Origin of the sequence: Halomonas aestuarii (assembly GCF_001886615.1) — a bacterium.
In the GTDB taxonomy this organism is placed as follows: Bacteria; Pseudomonadota; Gammaproteobacteria; order Pseudomonadales; family Halomonadaceae; genus Halomonas; species Halomonas aestuarii.
In genome coordinates, this window is record NZ_CP018139.1 from 350,907 (window position 1) to 366,980 (window position 16,074).

The window sequence follows — 16,074 nt, forward strand, 5'->3', positions numbered from 1 at the left end:
CGTTCAGTCATCAAGCCGGGTCGGATAGCCCAGCACATCATGGGCCTCGGCCTGCAGGCGGCGATGGTCCTGCCCGAGGGTCCAGCGCTGCAATGCCCTGCCCCGTGCATCGTCCAGCCTGACCACAGGCCAGAGGCCCTGCAGCGAGTTGCCCAGCCACAGGGCCTCGACCCGCTCCAGGGCCTCGGGGAAGGCGTCCACCTCGCGGATCGGCAGCCGCTCGAGCAGGGCCGCCCGCAGGGTGCCGGCCACGCCGCAGCGATCGAGCCGCGGGGTCTCCAGCAGGCCGTTGCGCTGCCAGAAGAGGTTCATGCAGGTGGCCTCCACCAGACGCCCCTCGCTGTCGCAGAGCAGGCCCTCCGCCGTGTCGGCATCCGCCCACTCGGCCCGGGCCAGTACGTTCTCGAGTCGATTCAGGTGCTTGATCCCGGCCAGGGCCGGCTGGATGCCCAGCCGCAGCCGGCAGTGGCGCACCCGCACCCCCTGGCGCCAACGTGGCGGGCTGGGCATGAACGGCGCCAGTCGCCAGCGCAGTCGGGGCTCGGGGGGATCGGGGGGCGCATAGCCGCGACCGCCGCTGCCCCGGGTCAGCATCAGCTTGAGGACCGAGAGCCCCTCGGGGGCCTCGGCCAGCGGTCGCGCCAGCCGGGCCGGGTCCGGACGGGGAATCCCCAGCCCCCGGCAGCCTCGAGCCAGGCGCGCCAAGTGCTCCTCCCACAGCAGGGGGCGACCATCGCGCACCAGTACGGTCTCGAAGAGGCCATCCCCGTAGGCGACGCCACGGTCCTCGAATGGCCAGCCGTCCTCCGCCGCCTCAGCCGTCACGACGCTCCCCCGGGCTCACACCCTGCTGAAGACCAGTGTGCCGTTGGTGCCGCCGAAACCGAAGGAGTTCGAGAGGCTGACGTCGATCTTCATCTCGCGAGCGGTGTGCGGCACGTAGTCGAGGTTGCAGCCCTCCTGGGGGGTGTCCAGGTTGATCGTCGGCGGTGCCACCTGATCGCGGATCGCCAGCACGCTGAACACCGCCTCCACGGCACCGGCGGCGCCCAGCAGGTGACCGATCATCGACTTGGTGGAGCTCACCGCGACCGACTTGGCGGCCTCGCCCATCACCTTCTCGACGGCACGGCTCTCGGCGAGGTCGCCGGCCGCGGTGGAGGTGCCGTGGGCATTGATGTAGTCGACGGCCGAGGGATCGATGCCGGCATCCTGGATGGCGTTGCGCATAGACCGGGCGGCCCCGCGGCCATCTTCCGGCGGCGCCGTCATGTGGTAGGCATCATCGCTCATGCCGAAGCCGGTGAGCTCGGCATAGATGGTCGCCCCGCGGGCCTTCGCCTGCTCGTACTCCTCGAGCACGACCACGCCGGCGCCGTCGGAGAGCACGAAGCCATCACGGTCACGATCCCAGGGGCGGCTCGCCGCTTCAGGGTCATCGTTGCGGGTGGAGAGCGCCCGGGCTGCCGAGAAGCCCCCGAGGCCCAGGGGCGTGGTCGCCATCTCGGCACCGCCGCAGACCATCACGTCGGCATCGCCGTAGGCGATGGTGCGGGCGCTGTAGCCGATGTTGTGGGTCCCGGTGGTGCAGGCCGTAGTGATCGCGATGTTGGGGCCGCGGAAACCATGCTGGATCGCCAGGTTGCCGGAGATCATGTTGATGATCGAGCCCGGCACGAAGAACGGCGAGATCCGCCGCGCCCCGCCCTTGAGCAGGGCATTGTGGTTGTGCTCGATCATCGGCAGACCGCCGATCCCGGAGCCGATGGCCACCCCGATGCGATCGGCGTTCTCCTCGGTGCACTCGATGCCCGCATCGGCGATCGCCTGGGCGCCCGCCGCCATCCCGTACTGGATGAACAGGTCCATCTTGCGGGCTTCCTTCGGATTGAGATACGGACTGATGTCGAAATCCTTCACCGACCCGCCGAAGCGCGTGTTGAAGGCGCTGACATCGAAGTGTTCGATGGGAGTGACACCGCTCTTGCCGGCCAGAATGCTGGCCCAGCTCTCCTTGACGGTATTCCCCACCGGCGTGACCAGACCGAGCCCGGTCACCACAACCCTTCTACGAGCCATCAGCATTCCTCCAGACAACCTTGGTGACACGACCCCGCTCCGGGGTCGTCATTGCGCGCATTATACCCGAGTCTCCCCGACCTGTGCGGGCTCGGCAAGCTCCTGTCGCACATAGCACGAGAGCCGTCCTGCCACAGCAGGACGGCTCTCCACGGGGCCACGGCCCCGGACGCCTCAGCAAGCGGTATCGACCGCCACCTTACTGGTGGGCGTTGACGTAGTCGATGGCTTCCTGAACGGTGGTGATCTTCTCGGCTTCCTCGTCGGGAATCTCGGTGTCGAACTCCTCTTCGAGCGCCATCACCAGCTCGACGGTATCCAGGGAATCGGCGCCGAGATCCTCGGTGAAGGAAGAGGAGTTCTGGATGTCTTCTTCCTTGACGTTCAGACGCTCGGCTACAACCTTCTTCACGCGCTCTTCGATGGTGCTCATTATGACGTACTCCAGTCGTTCACATTGGCCGTTCGGAAACCAGCCGTTAAAGTTCCAGATCCCGCTAGCCGGAAGCTGCGGGGTAGTTTATAGACGCCCCGAGGTCGGCGCAACCGCCTCCCCCCGGAGGCTTCAACGCATGTTCATGCCACCGTTGACATGCAGGGTCTCGCCGGTGATGTAGCCCGACGTCTCGCCGGTCAGAAAGCCCACCGCTGCCGCGATCTCTTCGGGCTCACCGAGCCGTGAAAGGGGAATCTGGCCGAGCAGCATCTTGTGCTGCTCTTCCGGAAGCGACTCCGTCATGTCGGTGGCGATGAAGCCGGGTGCCACCGCATTGACGGTGATGGCGCGCGAGGCGACCTCACGGGCCAGGGCTCGGGTGAAACCTTCCATGCCCGCCTTGGCGGCGGCATAGTTGGTCTGCCCCAGGTTGCCCATGGTGGCCACCACCGAGCTGATCGAGACGATGCGCCCGAAGCGGGCCCGGGTCATGCCGCGCAGGCAGGCCTTGCTGACGCGATAGACGGACTTGAGGTTGGTGTCGATCACCGAATCCCACTCGTCCTCCTTCATGCGCATCAGCAGGTTGTCGCGGGTAATCCCGGCGTTGTTGACCAGGATGGTGGGGGCACCAAACTCGTCGGTGACCGCCTTGACCAGGGCATCGACGCTGGCCTGGTCGGTGACGTCCAGCTTGCGGCCTGCCCCTTCGATGCCCGCCTCGGCGAGGTCGGCGCCGATCCGCTCGGCACCGGCATCGCTGGTGGCGGTGCCGATCACGATGCGACCCTGGCGGCCCAGCTCGTGGGCGATGGCGCGGCCGATGCCGCGACTGGCCCCGGTGATCAGGGCGACTCTACGCTCGGTTGTCATGGTCTCTTCCGTCTACGTCCGAGAGATGGATCGGCCATTGGCCGACGGTCACTGGCCGGCGGCTTCCCTGGCCAGTTCGAGGGCCGCGGAGAGGCTGTCCGGATCGTTGACCGCCAGCCCCTTGCTGCCCCGTGCAATTCGCTTGTTGAGCCCGGTGAGCACCTTGCCCGGCCCGCACTCGATGAACACTTCGGCCCCCTTGCCGGTCATCGCCTCGATGCAGGAGGTCCAGCGTACCGGCTGATAGAGCTGCTCGACCAGCCGGGTGCGCAGGGTCGAAACATCGGCATGGGCCTGGGCATCGACGTTCTGGTAGACCGTGTATCGCGGCGAGCGCAGCTCGATCTCCTCCATGGCCGCGGCCAGGCGCTCGGCGGCCGGACGCATCAGGTCACAGTGGGACGGCACCGAGACCGGCAGCGGCATGGCACGCTTCGCCCCGGCCTCCTGGCACGCCACGATGGCACGGTCGACGGCGGCCCTGCTGCCGGCGATCACCACCTGCCCCGGGGCATTGTAGTTGACCGCGGCAACCACGTCGCCGTCGGCTGCGTCGACGCAGGCCTGCTCGACGGCGGCATCGTCCAGGCCGAGAATCGCCGCCATGGCGCCCTCGCCCGCGGGAACCGCCGCCTGCATCGCCTCGCCACGCAGTTTCACCAGTCGCACGCCCTCGGCGAAGGTCAGGGCGCCAGCGCACACCAGGGCACTGTACTCGCCCAGGCTGTGGCCGGCCATGGCGCCGGGCCGCGGCCCCTCCAGCTCCTGCCAGACGCGCCAGACGGCGACGCTGGAGGTGAGCAGCGCCGGCTGGGTGCAGGCCGTGGCATTCAGCGACTCGGCCGGCCCCTCCTGGACCACCTGCCAGAGGTCGTAGCCCAGGGCGTCGGAGGCCTCCTCGAAGGTGGTGCGCACCACGCTGTAGCGCTCTGCCAGCTCGCGCAGCATGCCGATCTGCTGCGAGCCCTGCCCGGGAAAGATGAGGGCAAGGGATTGTGTCATGTCGATCACCTTTGCGCTTGTTGACTGTCGTCGACGCCGGTCGCGCCCGGCAGGATGGGCCCCTCTGGCCCGGATCCGCTCTCGACTCGGCCGACGTCGGCCGAATCGACAGAGGACCGGCGATGGTCCAGTTCGGCGGCCAGGCGGCTCGGCAGGTCATGGCTCACCTCGTTCACCGCCCGCTGGACCGCGAAGCGGAACCCCATCGCGTCGGCACCGCCGTGGCTCTTGACCACGATGCCGGAAAGGCCGAGCAGGCTGGCCCCATTGTAGCGGACGGGGTCGAGTTCGCCCTTGAGGCGCCGCAGCGCCGGACGGGCCAGCAGCCCCACCAGCCGGCTGCTCCAGTGGGCCTCGAAGGTCGCCTGCACCCGTTCCACCAGCAACCGCGCCAGGCCCTCGCTGGCCTTGAGCACGGCGTTGCCGACGAAGCCGTCGCAGACCACCACGTCCGCGGCGCCGCTGAAGATCCCGTCCCCCTCCACGTAGCCAAGGTAGGCGATGCCGGGATGCCGACGCAGCCAGGCATCCGCGGCCCGCACGCTGTTGGTGCCCTTGGTGCCCTCGACGCCGACGTTGAGCAGAGCCACCCGCGGCGCTTCCAGGCCGTCCACATGACGCGCCATGACCTCTCCCATCAGGGCGAAGTCGATGAGCCGCGCGGCACTCGCCTCGACGTTGGCGCCCAGGTCGAGCAGGTAGCAGCGCCCCCGATCCCGGGTGGGAATGGCGGTGCTGATGGCCGGCCGCGGGATGCCCGCCACCGTGCCCAGCGCGCGGCGCGCCAGGGCCATCAGGGCCCCGGTATTGCCGGCGCTGACCCCGGCTTGGGCGTCACCGTCGGCGATGCAGTCGAGCATCCTGGCCATGCTGGTGTCGGCCCCGTGTCGCAGCGCCTCGCGAGGTCGCTGCGCCTGCTCGACCACCCCCGGCGCGTCGCTGACCTGCAGACGCGACGCCGCCGCGGCCAGCGGCCGCGGCAGGCGGGAGATCTCGTCCTTCAGCCGCTCGGCGGGGCCGAACAGCCTCAGCTCGAGATCGGGGTCGGCAAGGACCGCTTCGGCGGACCCCATGACGGCGGGGCGGGGACCGAGGTCCCCGCCCATCGCATCGATGGCGATCCGCATCTCAACGGCCTGCCATTACCACCCGGTCGTCATCGCCTCAGGCGTCGACGACCTTGCGGCCGCGGTAGAAGCCGTCCGGCGCCACGTGGTGACGCAGGTGGGTGGTGCCGGTTTCCTTGTCCTGGGACAGGGCAGACGCGCTCAGGGCGTCGTGGCTGCGACGCATGCCGCGCTTGGAACGAGTCTTACGGTTCTGTTGAACTGCCATGGGTTGTCACTCCAGAGTGAAACGAGGATGTATCAGAGTTTTCCCTTGATCTGCCGCAGCACATCGAAAGGGCTTGCTGGGGTGTCGGCCGACGCGTCGGTCGCCTCCCCGCTGTTCAGCTGGTCGCGCGAGACCGGACACTCGGCCTCGTCGTGGTAAACCACCTGGGGCAGGCTGAGGATGAGCTCATCCTCGACCACCGCCAGCAGGTTCAGCTGTTCGTTCTCCACCAGCACCGGCTCGTGGGTGCTCGGCAGCTCGGCGGCCAGGTCGTCACTGGTGACCATCCCCAGCCGGAAGTCGCTCTCGACGTGCTGCGCCATGGGCTGGAGACAGCGCCGGCACGGCAACTGAAGCTCGGCCTCCAGGTGGCCGCGAATCTCCCGGCGCCCCTGGGGATCGATGGCGAAATCCAGCCACACCTGGCCATCGCCGATCTGGGCGCCGACTTCCTCTTCGAGTCGGGCCAGATCGGCCAGGGCCACCAGGCCTTCCAGGTGTTCGGCACGGGCCGCGAGCTTGTAGGGCTCGACCCTGCCGGGGAGTCGTGTGGTCAACATAGGCGCGCAATGATAGGCACTCCCCCCTCCCCTGTCAAAGCCGCCATCGCCCCGGGTTACACTGGGCAGGCGGCGGCCGCGCCGCGCTCGCCCATCCACCCCACTCGACACCTTGCGGAGGACCCCCATGCCCCGTCTGATCCTCGCCTCGGGCTCTCGCTGGCGCCGCCAGTTGCTCGACCGCCTCGACCTCCCCTTTACTTGGGAGAGCCCGGATATCGACGAGACACCCCACCCCGGCGAGGCCCCCGAGGCCCTGGTACATCGCCTGGCCCTGGCCAAGGCCGAACGGCTGGCGGAGCGCTGGCCCGACCACCTGATCATCGGCTCCGACCAGGTGGCGCTCTTCGAGGGCGAGATCCTCGGCAAGCCCGGCGACGAGGCCAGGGCCCGTGCCCAGCTGGCCCGCTTCTCCGGCCATAGGGTGCGCTTTCTCACAGGCCTGGCGCTGATCGACACGGGGCGCGGCCATCACCGCGTCTGCCACGAGACCTACGACGTGGTGTTCCGCCGCCTCGGCGAGGCGGAGATCGCGACCTATGTGGCGCGGGAGAAGCCGCTCGACTCCGCCGGCAGCTTCCGCATGGAGGGCCTGGGCATCGCGCTGTTCGAGCGACTCGAGGGAGACGACCCCAACACCCTGGTCGGCCTGCCGCTGATCCGGCTCTGCGAGATGCTGCGGGAGGCCGGCCTGGACCCGCTGGGCTAGCCCCGGCCGCCGGCGATCAAGGCAACTGGTAGCGCACCGGCGAGGCCCCGGAGGAGGCCCCCAGCCACTCGGCGGCGACCCGGCCGAACTGCCGGGAGAGCCGCTCCAGGGGATCCAGGCGCGGCGTGTAGTCCTGCAATCGCGCACCGTCGAAGCGCCGCGCCAGGGTATCGAGGCTGCCCAGCCCGTCCACCAGGCCAAGGTCCAGGGCCTGCTCGCCACTCCAGATCAGTCCGCTGAAGAGCCGCTCGTCGTCGACCAGACGCTCCCCTCGCCCCTTCCTGACGTCGCCGATGAACTGCCGGTGGGTGGTAGCCAGCACCTCCTGCCAGAACTCGCGCTGGGACGGGGCGATGTCGGAGAAGGGGTCGAGGAAGGCCTTGTTCTTCCCGGCGGTGAAGACCCGCCGCTCCACCCCGAAGCGCCCGATGGCCTCCTCGAAGCCGAACCCCGCATGGATCACCCCGATCGATCCCACCAGGCTGGCCCGGGCGGCGACGATCTCGTCGGCCGCGGCCGCGATATAGTAGGCACCGCTGGCCCCGATATCCTCGATCACCGCGATGATCGGCTTGTCGCCGGCATCGCGAAGGCGCATCACCGCATCGAAGATGCGTTGCGACTGGACGGGGCTGCCGCCGGGACTGTTGACGTGCAGCACCACCGCCTCGGCCCTGTCGGCCTTCCAGGCCCGCTCGAGCCCCTGGATGATGCGCTCGGCGCTGGCCGGCGAGTCGCTGTCGATCACGCCCTTCACCTCGACGACCCCCAGGTGCGGCGTGTCGGGGGCCCCGGCCCCGGGGGCGATGAAGAGCCCGTAGAAGGTCGTGGACAGGGAGCCAAGGATCAGCAGGGCGAAGAAGAAGCGGAAGAACAGCTTCCAGCGCCGCGATCGCCGCTGTTCGGCCAGCACCCCGCCGATCCAGCGGTCCATCATCTCCAGCTGGGCCAGGCGCTGGCGCTCGCGCAGGGTCTCGGCGTCCTCGTCGCCTGGCGTCGCGGCCTCGTCCCGCGCCGCCCGGCGCATCCGCCGCGCCTCCTCCGGGGTCAGCTCGGGACCTCGCGTCCAGCGGTCGTCTCGCTTGTCGTCATCGCTCATGACATTCCGATTCCTTGGTGGGCTAGCCGTGCAGCCAGTCGAAGAGGTCGGGCACCGTCTCGGCGGTGAACACCGGCCGGCTGGCGGCCAGCCGGTCCGGGGCATGCACCCCCCAGGTCACGGCGACCCGGTCCATGTCCAGCGCCCTGGCCATCTCCAGGTCATAGGCGGTATCGCCGATCATCACCGCCTCGCCGGCCTCGACCCCGAGCTCGGCGAGGAGCTCCTCGAGCATGCGGGGGTGCGGCTTGGAGAGGGTCTCGTCGGCGGTTCGGCTGGCATGGAACCAGCCGCCGCTGCCGCTCTCGCGGAAGATGCGATCCAGGCCGCGGCGACTCTTGCCGGTGGCCACGGCCAGGCGCTGGCCTTCCCGGCCCCGCAGCCGCGCGATCCCCGCCTCGACCCCCGGATAGAAGACCATGGGGGTCGCGTCCCCTTCGACGAAATAGTGGGCATAACGCGCCCTGAGCAGCTCGGCGCGCTCGGCATCGATCCCGGGACAGAGGGCGGCAATGGCCTCGGGCAGCCCGAGACCGATGATGTTGCGAACCGCCTCCGCCTCGAGCTCGCCCCAGCCGGCATCGCGGGACGCCGCCTGCATGCAGGAGACGATTCGAGCGATGGAGTCCATCAGGGTGCCATCCCAGTCGAAGATGGCCAGTCGGTAGCGCATGAGGTCTCCTGTCAGCGGGATTGGCGAGCCCGGGCGAGCACCGCTTCGAGGTCGTCGGGCAGGGGCGCCTTGATCTGCACGGGGCGGCCACTGGTGGGCTCGGGAAAGGTCAGGGAGGCGGCATGCAGGAAGAGCCGCGACAGGCCGAACCCGGCCGCCAGCCGCTGGCTCTCGCGGCTGCCGTACTTGTCGTCGCCCAGCAGCGGATGGCCGGCATGGGCCGCGTGGACGCGGATCTGGTGGGTCCGGCCGGTGACCGGCTCCGCCTCGACCAGGGTGACCCGGTCGAAGGTCTCGCGCACCGCGAAGCGGGTGCGGGCCACCTTGCCGGCCGCATCGACCCGTACTCGCCGCTCGCCGTTGCCCAGCTCGAAGCGGTCGAGACGGGCGCTGACGAAGTCCCGGCGCGCCGGCCAGCGCCCGGCCACCAGGGCCAGGTACTGCTTGTCCATCCGGTGCTGCTTGAGCAACTCGTTGAGCGCCAGCAGCGCCGGGCGCGACTTGGCCAGCAGCAGGCAGCCGGACGTGTCACGGTCCAGACGGTGCACCAGCTCCAGGAAGTCAAGGTCCTCGCGGACCTGACGCAGGGCCTCGATCAGGCCGATCTTGACCCCGCTCCCCCCATGCACGGCCAGCCCCGAGGGCTTGTTGATCACCAGCCAGTCGCGCCCTTCCACCAGCACGCTGCCGGCCAGCAGGTTGCGCAGGTTGTCGCTCACCTCGCGCACCGCCTCGCGGGGCGTCAGGCGAAGCGGAGGGATCCGGACGAGGTCGCCCAGCGCCAGGCGCGTATCGGCCTTGACCCGCTTCTTGTTCACCCGCACCTCGCCCTTGCGCACGATGCGGTAGATCAGCGCCCGAGGCGCTCCCTTCATGCGCGTCAACAGGAAGTTGTCGACCCGCTGGCCGACCTGGCCCTCGGTCACTTCCACCCACTGCACGTCGCGCCCTTCCGCCATGCCGCCACTCCACTGGATAACCGCGTGAAAGGCGCATTCTACCGCAGTGCGCTGCATCCTGCGTCAATTGCTGGCCACCCCCTTTACTGGTATATTGCCAACTCGCTTGAATGGGTCATGTTGACCCGCCAAGGCGCCTGCACGACAGACACGCAGGCCAGAGCGAATAGATCAGGCCGCGACGATCCTCGCCAATCCGAGGTCCCGCCGCCGACAAGCAAGCGATAACACGCCACGCCCGGCTCCGGTCGCGCTCCCGAGGCACGACCGGAGATCCAGGGATACGTACAACAACGTGCCGGAGGCCGGCGTTGGCGAATCGATGAATGCCAGGTGTTGGCGGTGACCGCAGGACCGGATGGACGACACCCCACCGAGACATGTCCTGCCACCGCCCCGTACTCAACATGATCATGCCGTGTCGGATCCATCGTGCAAGGATGCTCCGGGACGGCCGGGCGCTATACCGCATCCGCGACATGCGCTGAGCACAGGCACGCTGCAGCCAGCGGTTCGCCTCCGTCGTTGACCGCCATCCGGCACGTCCATATTTGCGAGACGACATGAAACGGATGCTCATCAATGCGACCCAGCCGGAAGAGCTGCGCGTCGCGCTGGTCGATGGACAACGCCTCTACGACCTGGACATCGAGTCCGGGGCCCGGGAACAGAAGAAAGCCAACATCTACCGCGGCAAGATCACCCGCGTCGAACCCTCCCTCGAAGCCGCCTTCGTCGACTTCGGTGCCGAACGCCACGGTTTCCTCCCCCTAAAGGAGGTCTCTCGCGACTACTTCCTGAAGGAGCCCTCCGGGCGCCCCAGCATCAAGGAAGTGCTCAAGGAAGGTCAGGAAGTCATCGTCCAGGTCGACAAGGAGGAGCGCGGCAACAAGGGGGCGGCGCTGACCACCTTCATCAGCCTGGCCGGCCGCTTCCTGGTGCTGATGCCCAACAACCCGCGCGCCGGCGGCATCTCGCGGCGCATCGAGGGCGAGGAGCGCAGCCAGCTCAAGGAGGCCATGGGCCAGCTGACCGTGCCCGACAAGATGGGCATGATCGTGCGCACCGCCGGCATCGGTCGCTCCCCCGAGGAGCTGCAGTGGGACCTCGACTACTTGGTCCAGGTGTGGGAATCGATCACCGAGGAGGCCGGCAAGCGCCCGGCGCCCTTCCTGATCTACCGCGAGTCCAACGTCATCATCCGCGCCATGCGCGACTACCTGCGCCAGGACATCGGCGAGGTGCTGATCGACAGCGAAGAGGTCCACCAGGAGGCGCTGGCCTTCATCCGCCAGGTGATGCCCTCCTACCAGCAGAAGATCAAGCTCTACGTCGACGAGGTCCCGCTCTTTTCGCGCTTCCAGATCGAATCGCAGATCGAGACCGCCTACGAGCGTGAGGTCAAGCTGCCGTCCGGCGGGTCCATCGTCATCGACCATACCGAGGCGCTGGTCTCCATCGACATCAACTCGGCGCGCGCCACCCGCGGCAGCGACATCGAGGAGACCGCGCTGCAGACCAACAGCGAGGCCGCCGACGAGATCGCCCGCCAGCTGCGCCTGCGTGACATCGGCGGCCTGGTGGTCATCGACTTCATCGACATGAGTCCGGCGCGCAACCAGCGTGAGGTCGAGAACCGCATGCGCGACGCCCTCAAGCTCGATCGCGCCCGGGTGCAGATCGGCCGCATCTCGCGGTTCGGCCTGATGGAAATGTCCCGCCAGCGCCTGCGCCCGTCGCTGGGCGAGACCAGCGGCGTTGTCTGCCCGCGCTGCGACGGCCAGGGCACCATCCGCGACGTGCGCTCCATCTCGCTCTCCATCATGCGCCTGATCGAGGAAGAGGCCATGAAGGAGCGCAGCGCCCAGATCCGCGCGATCCTGCCGGTGCCGGTGGCCACCTACCTGCTCAACGAGAAGCGTGCCGTGCTGGCCGAGATCGAGCGTCGCCAGGGGGTTCGCGTGGTGATGCTGCCCAACCCCGACATGGATACGCCCCACTACGACGTGCAGCGGCTGCGCGACGACCACGTGGACGAGGAAGGCACTACCAACCTCTCCAGCTTCGAGCTCCCCACCGATACCGAGGTGGGCAAGGAGCCGGAGGCCGCCTTCGGCAAGCCCGTCCAGCGCGCCGAGGCCGCCGTCAAGACGGTGATCCACCACGAGCCGGCGCCCGACTCCCTGCAGAAGGAGGAGGCCTCGACGCCGCCTCCCGCCGCGCCGGCCGCCGCCACCAGGGCACCCGCACAGCCGGCCGCCGAGCCCGAGGCCGGCGTGCTGGGTCGCCTGGTCAAGGGCCTGGCCAAGCTGCTCGGCGGCGACGAGGCCCCGGCTGGCCAGCAGAAGGCTCCGGCCGCCCGCGGCGGCGAGTCGCGTGGCAACCAGGACGCGCGCAAATCCGCCCAGCGTGACGACGAGCGCGGAGGCCAGGGCGGTCGCCAGCGCCGACCGCGCAGTGACGAGCGTCGCGGATCGGGCGCCCAGGACGGAGGTCGCGGTGACGGCAAGGCCGCCAGCGGCGATGGCCGGGACAACCGGGGAAATCGGGGCGGACGCGGTCGCGGTCGCCAGGACGACAACCGCCAGGCACCGCGCCAGCAGGAGCCGTCCAGGGCTCGCGACGACAAACCCCGTGACGAGAAGCCCCGCGACCAGAAGCCCCGTGAGGACTCGCGCCGCCAGAAGCCGAGCGACAAGCCTGCCGAGAAGGCGGCCGACAAGCCGAGCGAGAAGCGCGCCGACAAGCCCACGACCACCGAGCCGGTCGACGATGGCAAGCCGAAGCGGACCCGCAACAACCCGCGCAACCGCACCCGCAAGCATGCCATCAATCCCAAGGCCGAGGCCGAGCAGCAGCGTCTCCAGGCGGAAGCCGCCGACGCGCCCCAGGCCGAAGAGCAGGTAACGGCCGAGGCCGAGAAGCCGGAGCCGGCCAAGTCCGAGCAGCCGACCGAGGCCAAGCCCGAGCAGAAGCCCGCCGAGGCCAAGCAGCCGGAACCGGCCAAGTCCGAGCAGCCGCCGGTTGAGGCCAAGAAGCCCGAGCAGGCCAAGCCCGAGCAGCCGAAGGCAGAGGCCAAGCAGGCGGATCAGGCCAAGCCCGAGCAGAAGCCCGCCGAGGCCAAGCAGGCGGATCAGGCCAAGCCCGAGCAGAAGCCCGCCGAGGCCAAGCAGCCGGAACCGGCCAAGCCCGAGCAGAAGCCTGCCGAGGCCAAGCAGCCGGAACCGGCCAAGCCCGAGCAGAAGCCCGCCGAGGCCAAGACGCCGGAACCGGCCAAGCCCGAGCAGAAGCCCGCCGAGGCCAAGCAGCCGGACCAGGCCAAGCCCGAGCAGCCGAAGTCCGAGGCCAAGCAGCCGGAGCAGGCAAAGCCCGAGCAGAAGCCCGCCGAGGCGAAGCAACCGGAACCGGCCAAGCCCGAGCAGCAGGCCGAGGCCAAGCAGCCAGACCAGGCCAAGCCCGAGCAGAAGCCCGCCGAGGCCAAGAAGTCGGAACCGGCCAAGCCCGAGCAGCCGAAGTCCGAGGCCAAGCAGCCGGAGCAGGCCAAGCCAGAGCAGAAGCCCGCCGAGGCGAAGCAACCGGAACCGGCCAAGCCCGAGCAGCAGGCCGAGGCCAAGCAGCCAGACCAGGCCAAGCCCGAGCAGAAGCCCGCCACCAAGGCGTCACGCCGCCGGGGTCGTCGTCGCGCGCATAACGATCCGCGCGAAATCCGCCGGCGCGAGCAAGAAGCCAAGGCCCAGGAGGGCAAGCAGGGATAACCCAGGCCCCTGCCCTGCCCGCCTCAACGACAACGCCCGCAGCCATGGCTGCGGGCGTTGTCGTCTGTCAGGACGTTCATCGGCACGACAGAGCGCGCCGGCTCCCTTCTACTCGTGGGCCATCCGAGGCTCTCGTTCCAGGATCACGCCGAAACACTCGCGCACCCGTGCGGCCACCTCGCCGGCGAAGGCCAGGAGCTCATCGGCGCTGCCGCCCCCGAAGTGCACCAGCACCAGCGCCTGGCGATCGTGCACGCCGAAGTGGCCTTCGCGCCACCCCTTCAGGCCAGAGCGATCGATCAGCCAGCCGGCCGCCAGCTTGACCCGACCGTCTGGCTGGGGAAAGTGCGGCATGGCAGGGTGATCCGCCAGCAGTCGGCGGGCATGCTCGCCACTGACCAGGGGGTTCTTGAAGAAGCTGCCGGCATTGCCCAGCACCTCCGGGTCGGGCAACTTCTCGCGACGGATCGCGCAGACCGCCTGGGCCACCGCCAGCGCCGACGGCTCGGCATCGAGACGTCGCGCCAGGTCCCCATAGCCCAGCCGGGGGCGCGGCGTGCGTGAGAGTCGCAGCACCAGCCGGGTGATGACCACCCGGCCGTCCAGGGCTCCCTTGAAGACGCTGGCCCGGTAGCCGAAGGCGCAATCGGCGGCCGTCAGCACCGCCTCCCGGCCGTCGTCGAGGTGCACCAGGTGGACCGCCTCGAGAACGTCGCTCAGCTCGACGCCGTAGGCGCCGATGTTCTGGATCGGCGCCGCCCCGCAGTGGCCGGGGATCAGCGCCAGGTTCTCGGTGCCCCAGAGGCCCAGGCTCGCCAGGGTCATCACCAGCTCGTGCCACCCCATCGCCGCCTCGGCATGCACCAGCACGGATTCGCCCTGCTCTTCCAGCCACCAGCGCCGCATGGCCGGCTGGACCACCAGTCCCCGCAGCCGCTCGGGCAGGATCAGGTTGCTGCCGCCGCCCAGTACCGTCAGGGACCAATGTCGCCGCTGCGCCAGGTCCAGCGCCTCGAGCAGCGCGTCCAGGGTGGCCGGTGCGCAATAGCGCTCGGCCACGCAGGGCAGCCCCAGCGTATTGGCCCGGGAAAGGTCGTGGTCAGACTGGAGCACCAGGCTCAATGTCCGGTCTCCAGGCGCGACGCGATCTCGGCCACCAGGCCCCGGGAGGCCGCCTCGATCAGGTCCAGCACCGTCTCGAAGCCCTCCTCGCCTCCGTAGTAGGGGTCCGGCACGGCACGATCGGGCAGGCCGGCGAAGGCGAGGAAGAGCCCCGTGACCGCGTCGCTGCCGTCGGGGCGCAGGGCCTCGATGGCGGCGAGGTTGTCGTGGTCCATGGCGAGCACGTAGTCGAACCGCTCGAAATCCTCGCCGGCGAGCTGCCGGGCCCGCAGGCCGCTGAGGTCGATGCCGCGCCGGGCGGCGGCCTCCCGTGCGCGGGCATCCGGCGCCTTGCCCACGTGCCAGGACCCGACGCCACAGGAGTCGACCTCGACCCGATCGGCGAGGCCGGCCTGGGCGAGGTGATCACGGAAGACCCCTTCCGCGGTGGGCGACCGGCAGATGTTGCCCAGACAGACGAAGAGCACGCGCATCAGGAACCTCCTCGGTGGCCTCGTTCATCGAGTATCTCGCGAACCCGCACCAGATCCTCCTCGGTATCCACCCCCGCCGGATGCGGCACCCGGGCCAGGGCGACCTGGATGGCATGGCCATGGTGCAGGGCCCGCAGCTGCTCGAGCTGTTCGAGCCGCTCCAGCGGCGACGGGGGCCAGTCACGATAATCGGCGAGGAAACTCGCCCGATAGGCGTACAGGCCGATGTGCCGCAGCCAGGCATCGGTCTCGAGCAGCTCGGGACGACGGGAAAAGGCGTCCCGATCCCAGGGGATGGGCGCCCTCGAGAAGTAGAGGGCACGCCCGGAGAGGGCGCGCACCACCTTCACCGCATTGGGGTTGAAGAGCGTCTCGACGTCGCTGATCGGCTCGGCCAGGGTGGCGATGGACGCCTCGGGATCATCGAACAGCCGGGTGGCGACCTGGTCGATCAGCACCGGCGGAATCAGCGGCTCGTCGCCCTGCACGTTGACCAGCACGGCATCATCGGCCAGTCCCAGTCGCTCGGCCACCTCGGCCAGGCGATCGGTGCCGGAGGGATGGTCGGCCCGTGTCATCACCACTTCGGCCCCGAAGGGCGCGAGGGCGTCGCGGATCCGCTCGTCGTCGGTGGCCACCACGACCCGAGCGGCGCCGCTCTCGCCGGCGCGACGCCAGACATGGGCCACCATGGGTTCGCCCGCGATGTCGGCCAACGGCTTGCCGGGCAAACGCGAGGAGGCGTGGCGCGCGGGAATGACCGCGATGAAGGAATCGGCGCCGGACATCACGCCTCCCCCGTGCGTCCCGGGGAGTCGTGCAGCGTCTCGTCGACCCCCATCGCCCGGGCCTCCTCCGGCAGCATCACCGGGATGCCGTCGCGGATCGGATAGGCGAGGCCATCGTAACGGCACTCGAGTTCCGCGGCCTCGCGGTTGTACTTCAGCTTGCCCTTGCACAGCGGGCAGACCAGCATTGCCAGCAGTTCCTTGTCCATGA

At 69.4% G+C, this 16,074-nt stretch carries 17 protein-coding genes; 2 read left to right on the forward strand and 15 right to left on the reverse strand.

Going from position 1 to position 16,074, the window contains the following annotated elements; all coding sequences use genetic code 11:
- Positions 1 to 3 precede the first annotated feature (3 nt).
- The 8 genes from pabC to BOX17_RS01590 all read right to left on the reverse strand — a co-directional run bounded on the left by pabC (position 4) and on the right by BOX17_RS01590 (position 6,285).
- Positions 4 to 825: an aminodeoxychorismate lyase gene (gene pabC / locus BOX17_RS01555; protein WP_071941743.1), complete on the reverse strand. Its 822-nt coding sequence runs from the start codon at positions 823 to 825 to the stop codon at positions 4 to 6.
- Positions 826 to 840: 15 nt separating this feature from the next.
- On the reverse strand, positions 841 to 2,079 hold the full coding sequence (gene fabF, locus BOX17_RS01560) for a beta-ketoacyl-ACP synthase II (protein WP_071946547.1): 1,239 nt from the start codon (positions 2,077 to 2,079) through the stop codon (positions 841 to 843).
- 199 nt (positions 2,080 to 2,278) lie between these two features.
- Positions 2,279 to 2,512, reverse strand: coding sequence for an acyl carrier protein (gene acpP / locus BOX17_RS01565; protein ID WP_008956801.1), 234 nt, complete (start codon positions 2,510 to 2,512; stop codon positions 2,279 to 2,281).
- Between the two features lie 132 nt (positions 2,513 to 2,644).
- Positions 2,645 to 3,388 carry a 3-oxoacyl-ACP reductase FabG gene (gene fabG / locus BOX17_RS01570; protein ID WP_071941744.1) on the reverse strand — a complete coding sequence of 248 codons (744 nt, stop codon included), beginning with the start codon at positions 3,386 to 3,388 and terminating at the stop codon, positions 2,645 to 2,647.
- Between the two features lie 48 nt (positions 3,389 to 3,436).
- A complete protein-coding gene (gene fabD, locus BOX17_RS01575) occupies positions 3,437 to 4,390 on the reverse strand; it encodes an ACP S-malonyltransferase (RefSeq protein ID WP_071941745.1) in 954 nt (317 codons plus the stop codon).
- Positions 4,391 to 4,395: 5 nt separating this feature from the next.
- Complete coding sequence (plsX, locus tag BOX17_RS01580; RefSeq protein ID WP_083582037.1) at positions 4,396 to 5,517, reverse strand: phosphate acyltransferase PlsX; 1,122 nt, start codon at positions 5,515 to 5,517, stop codon at positions 4,396 to 4,398.
- A 37-nt stretch (positions 5,518 to 5,554) separates the two neighbouring features.
- Positions 5,555 to 5,725 carry a 50S ribosomal protein L32 gene (gene rpmF / locus BOX17_RS01585; RefSeq protein ID WP_071941746.1) on the reverse strand — a complete coding sequence of 57 codons (171 nt, stop codon included), beginning with the start codon at positions 5,723 to 5,725 and terminating at the stop codon, positions 5,555 to 5,557.
- Positions 5,726 to 5,757: 32 nt separating this feature from the next.
- Positions 5,758 to 6,285, reverse strand: coding sequence for a YceD family protein (locus tag BOX17_RS01590; RefSeq protein ID WP_071941747.1), 528 nt, complete (start codon positions 6,283 to 6,285; stop codon positions 5,758 to 5,760).
- 127 nt (positions 6,286 to 6,412) lie between these two features.
- Between BOX17_RS01590 and BOX17_RS01595 the strand changes: the two genes are divergently transcribed.
- On the forward strand, positions 6,413 to 6,994 hold the full coding sequence (locus BOX17_RS01595; RefSeq protein WP_071941748.1) for a Maf family protein: 582 nt from the start codon (positions 6,413 to 6,415) through the stop codon (positions 6,992 to 6,994).
- A gap of 16 nt (positions 6,995 to 7,010) precedes the next feature.
- Here the strand turns inward: BOX17_RS01595 and BOX17_RS01600 are convergent, their stop codons facing one another.
- From BOX17_RS01600 to BOX17_RS01610, 3 genes are read right to left on the reverse strand one after another with little or no spacing between them, the layout of a single operon-like run.
- The gene (locus BOX17_RS01600; protein ID WP_071941749.1) at positions 7,011 to 8,093 is read right to left on the reverse strand and encodes a S49 family peptidase; all 1,083 of its coding nucleotides are present in this window, start codon (positions 8,091 to 8,093) and stop codon (positions 7,011 to 7,013) included.
- 22 nt (positions 8,094 to 8,115) lie between these two features.
- The gene (locus BOX17_RS01605) at positions 8,116 to 8,766 is read right to left on the reverse strand and encodes an HAD family hydrolase (protein WP_071941750.1); all 651 of its coding nucleotides are present in this window, start codon (positions 8,764 to 8,766) and stop codon (positions 8,116 to 8,118) included.
- Positions 8,767 to 8,777: 11 nt separating this feature from the next.
- Positions 8,778 to 9,725 carry an RluA family pseudouridine synthase gene (locus BOX17_RS01610; protein ID WP_071941751.1) on the reverse strand — a complete coding sequence of 316 codons (948 nt, stop codon included), beginning with the start codon at positions 9,723 to 9,725 and terminating at the stop codon, positions 8,778 to 8,780.
- 563 nt (positions 9,726 to 10,288) lie between these two features.
- Here BOX17_RS01610 and rne point away from each other — a divergent pair.
- Positions 10,289 to 13,480, forward strand: a complete 3,192-nt coding sequence (rne, locus tag BOX17_RS01615; RefSeq protein WP_071941752.1) for a ribonuclease E — start codon at positions 10,289 to 10,291, stop codon at positions 13,478 to 13,480.
- Positions 13,481 to 13,588: 108 nt separating this feature from the next.
- Here rne and murB read toward each other — a convergent pair whose 3' ends face one another.
- From murB to BOX17_RS01635, 4 genes are read right to left on the reverse strand one after another with little or no spacing between them, the layout of a single operon-like run.
- A complete protein-coding gene (gene murB, locus BOX17_RS01620; RefSeq protein ID WP_071941753.1) occupies positions 13,589 to 14,602 on the reverse strand; it encodes a UDP-N-acetylmuramate dehydrogenase in 1,014 nt (337 codons plus the stop codon).
- Positions 14,599 to 15,075 carry a low molecular weight protein-tyrosine-phosphatase gene (locus BOX17_RS01625; RefSeq protein ID WP_071941754.1) on the reverse strand — a complete coding sequence of 159 codons (477 nt, stop codon included), beginning with the start codon at positions 15,073 to 15,075 and terminating at the stop codon, positions 14,599 to 14,601. Before BOX17_RS01625 ends, murB begins: the two co-directional genes overlap by 4 nt.
- Complete coding sequence (gene kdsB, locus BOX17_RS01630; protein ID WP_071941755.1) at positions 15,075 to 15,863, reverse strand: 3-deoxy-manno-octulosonate cytidylyltransferase; 789 nt, start codon at positions 15,861 to 15,863, stop codon at positions 15,075 to 15,077. The genes BOX17_RS01625 and kdsB overlap by 1 nt, the downstream gene beginning before the upstream one ends.
- Positions 15,863 to 16,072 (reverse strand): Trm112 family protein, encoded by a 210-nt coding sequence (locus BOX17_RS01635; RefSeq protein ID WP_071941756.1) that lies wholly within the window; start codon positions 16,070 to 16,072, stop codon positions 15,863 to 15,865. The genes kdsB and BOX17_RS01635 overlap by 1 nt, the downstream gene beginning before the upstream one ends.
- Positions 16,073 to 16,074 lie beyond the last annotated feature (2 nt).

What these genes read in the sequence shown, in the direction of transcription:
- rne (WP_071941752.1), top strand. Translation starts at nt 10,289, where the DNA reads ATGAAACGGATGCTCATCAATGCGACCCAGCCGGAAGAGCTGCGCGTC.
- fabF (WP_071946547.1), bottom strand. Translation starts at nt 2,079, where the DNA reads ATGGCTCGTAGAAGGGTTGTGGTGACCGGGCTCGGTCTGGTCACGCCG.
- acpP (WP_008956801.1), bottom strand. Translation starts at nt 2,512, where the DNA reads ATGAGCACCATCGAAGAGCGCGTGAAGAAGGTTGTAGCCGAGCGTCTG.
- BOX17_RS01610 (WP_071941751.1), bottom strand. Translation starts at nt 9,725, where the DNA reads ATGGCGGAAGGGCGCGACGTGCAGTGGGTGGAAGTGACCGAGGGCCAG.
- fabD (WP_071941745.1), bottom strand. Translation starts at nt 4,390, where the DNA reads ATGACACAATCCCTTGCCCTCATCTTTCCCGGGCAGGGCTCGCAGCAG.
- BOX17_RS01605 (WP_071941750.1), bottom strand. Translation starts at nt 8,766, where the DNA reads ATGCGCTACCGACTGGCCATCTTCGACTGGGATGGCACCCTGATGGAC.
- rpmF (WP_071941746.1), bottom strand. Translation starts at nt 5,725, where the DNA reads ATGGCAGTTCAACAGAACCGTAAGACTCGTTCCAAGCGCGGCATGCGT.
- BOX17_RS01625 (WP_071941754.1), bottom strand. Translation starts at nt 15,075, where the DNA reads ATGCGCGTGCTCTTCGTCTGTCTGGGCAACATCTGCCGGTCGCCCACC.
- BOX17_RS01600 (WP_071941749.1), bottom strand. Translation starts at nt 8,093, where the DNA reads ATGAGCGATGACGACAAGCGAGACGACCGCTGGACGCGAGGTCCCGAG.
- kdsB (WP_071941755.1), bottom strand. Translation starts at nt 15,863, where the DNA reads ATGTCCGGCGCCGATTCCTTCATCGCGGTCATTCCCGCGCGCCACGCC.
- BOX17_RS01595 (WP_071941748.1), top strand. Translation starts at nt 6,413, where the DNA reads ATGCCCCGTCTGATCCTCGCCTCGGGCTCTCGCTGGCGCCGCCAGTTG.
- BOX17_RS01635 (WP_071941756.1), bottom strand. Translation starts at nt 16,072, where the DNA reads ATGGACAAGGAACTGCTGGCAATGCTGGTCTGCCCGCTGTGCAAGGGC.
- BOX17_RS01590 (WP_071941747.1), bottom strand. Translation starts at nt 6,285, where the DNA reads ATGTTGACCACACGACTCCCCGGCAGGGTCGAGCCCTACAAGCTCGCG.
- plsX (WP_083582037.1), bottom strand. Translation starts at nt 5,517, where the DNA reads ATGCGGATCGCCATCGATGCGATGGGCGGGGACCTCGGTCCCCGCCCC.
- fabG (WP_071941744.1), bottom strand. Translation starts at nt 3,388, where the DNA reads ATGACAACCGAGCGTAGAGTCGCCCTGATCACCGGGGCCAGTCGCGGC.